A 2,144-nucleotide genomic window follows, 5' to 3' on the forward strand; every position below is an offset into this window, starting at 1 on the left:
ATAATAATTATTATAATATATGTGCTCCGGTTGAAAATAATTAAATGTATAAATAGTTATTTTATATCAAAAGTTTTTTTACACAGATCAAAAAAAGCTTTTGCTGTTGGAGTAAGAGTTCTCTTAGAACTTAAAATTAAATATATTGCCCTGTTTAAAGATATATTTTTTAATTTACTTTCTTTTATGACTCCCCAGGATATATAATCTCTAAAGACTTGATTTGAAACTACTGCTATACCTAATCCATTTTTTACAAATTGAATAAGTGTGTCTAAATTATTTACTTCAAAATAGGAATTTATATTTGAAATATTGTATCCGTTTTCCTGGAGAATATCCTCAAAAGTTTTTCTAGTGGCAGAACCTTTTTCACGCAGTATGAAATTATACTTAAAAAGCGAAACTATATCTATGATGTCTGGAATATTAAATGAAGGAGGAGATATTATAACTAACTCGTCTTTAGTCAATTTATAACTTTTAATTTTTTCATCATTTACCGGTTCACCTACGAGACCAATTTCACAGTCAAATTTTATTATATTTTTAATTATTTCGGCAGAACTTAATTCTAAAACATCAAAGGTTACCTCAGGATATATACTGTGAAAATTTTTTATTAGAGAAGGAACTAAGGCATTGCATGGTGTTGTACTGGCGGCTAATTTAAGTTTACCACTTATAGTCTTATTAAAATTTACTAAGGTATGTATAGCTTTATCACGTGTATTTAAAATCTCTATGGCAAATTTTAAAAAAGACTCTCCAGCAGGAGTCAATAATACCTCTTTTGAAGTCCTGTCAAAAAGTTGTACTTTTAGTTCTTTTTCTAGAATGGAAATATGAGAACTAATAGCAGGCTGTGACAAGAATATGGAGCTTGCAGCCTTTGAAAAACTTTTAAACTTAGCTACATTTATAAAGGCCTCTATTTGTTTAAAATCCATTTTTAAGCATCCCCCCTAAGAACAAACTGATTTATTTTAATTAATTTATGTTTCTTCATTAATTATATAGTTATCTTTAAAATTAGTCTAATATATTTAAATATTTATCAACCCTTCCATTTTAGCACTAATATGCCTATAATCATAATTATTATTCCAGCTATTTTATTGAAAGTGAAATTGATTTTCTGAGAATCAAACAGACCCCAAAAGTCGATTAAAGCTGCTGCTAGCAATTGAGATACAAGAATTATTGAAATAGAATGAGTTGTACCTAAAGATTTAATTCCCTGCATCACAGTAAAGGTTATAATTACTCCAAATACGCCACCTAAAAAATATAATTTTTTACAGCAATTTATATTTCCCCAGTTTTCCTTTCCGGATGATAAAACTATTATTAGTGTTATTATAAACCCAACACCCTGGACTATTGTATTCGTAGCCCAGAGGCCTATTTTTTCACTGAGTCTGGTATTGAAGACACCTTGAATACTCATGCTTATTCCAGCTATTATTGAATATAGTATGCCAAGCATAAATTATCACCTTCCACAATTTAGTTTAACCATAATGGGGCTATATATTTAATAGTTCTATTTATAAAATCTGGAAGGGATCAAAAATATTCTCAAGATGATAGATCTTGAGAATATTAAAAGTCAATTATAATTGGATCTCTTAATTATAAAAGAATTATTATAATAGGCATCTTCTATTTCTTTTAGTGAAAATCCTAATTTGTTTCCTAAACTTATGAAATCTTCAAACAGAGTTATGTAATGATCTTTAGAAGAAGATATTACAAAATCATTTATATCAATATATAGGTTTAAAAATTGTGATGTCATATCATATTCATTAGGTTTTATTTTTACGTTAATATCTGTAAATCCCTTTTCAATACCTAAAGTCAGCATAAAACACAGGGAATTTATATAGCTTTTTAAAATTAAATTTTTATTTATAGTTTTATCATTACTCCAAAAGTTAAAACATCGAGTTTCATTAGCTAATTCGGCCATTTTTACTTGAAGTGCAAGGGTTTTTTTTGAAATTAAAGAAGTTTTATCAACAGAAATGTTTTTTTTAATTCTCTGATCCAAATTTTCTTGTAATTCAAATAATTTTGTGAGGTTCATAAATAGGCTTCCTTTCTTTCTATATTTATATAATTTTTAAAAAGTTTTTATA

General features: G+C 27.0%; 3 protein-coding genes. All 3 read right to left on the reverse strand.

From position 1 onward, the window contains the following. Nucleotides 1-56: 56 nt before the first annotated feature. Complete coding sequence (locus J5G60_RS18070; protein WP_150359038.1) at nt 57-950, reverse strand: selenium metabolism-associated LysR family transcriptional regulator; 894 nt, start codon at nt 948-950, stop codon at nt 57-59. Nucleotides 951-1,057: 107 nt separating this feature from the next. Then, complete coding sequence (locus J5G60_RS18075) at nt 1,058-1,489, reverse strand: DMT family transporter (RefSeq protein ID WP_150359037.1); 432 nt, start codon at nt 1,487-1,489, stop codon at nt 1,058-1,060. A gap of 123 nt (nt 1,490-1,612) precedes the next feature. Continuing rightward, nucleotides 1,613-2,092, reverse strand: a complete 480-nt coding sequence (locus J5G60_RS18080) for a dUTP diphosphatase (protein ID WP_150359036.1) — start codon at nt 2,090-2,092, stop codon at nt 1,613-1,615. Nucleotides 2,093-2,144: the final 52 nt, after the last annotated feature.

It is taken from the genome of Clostridium sp. HV4-5-A1G (assembly GCF_900184915.1).
Taxonomy (GTDB): Bacteria; Bacillota; Clostridia; order Clostridiales; family Clostridiaceae; genus Clostridium_B; species Clostridium_B aromativorans.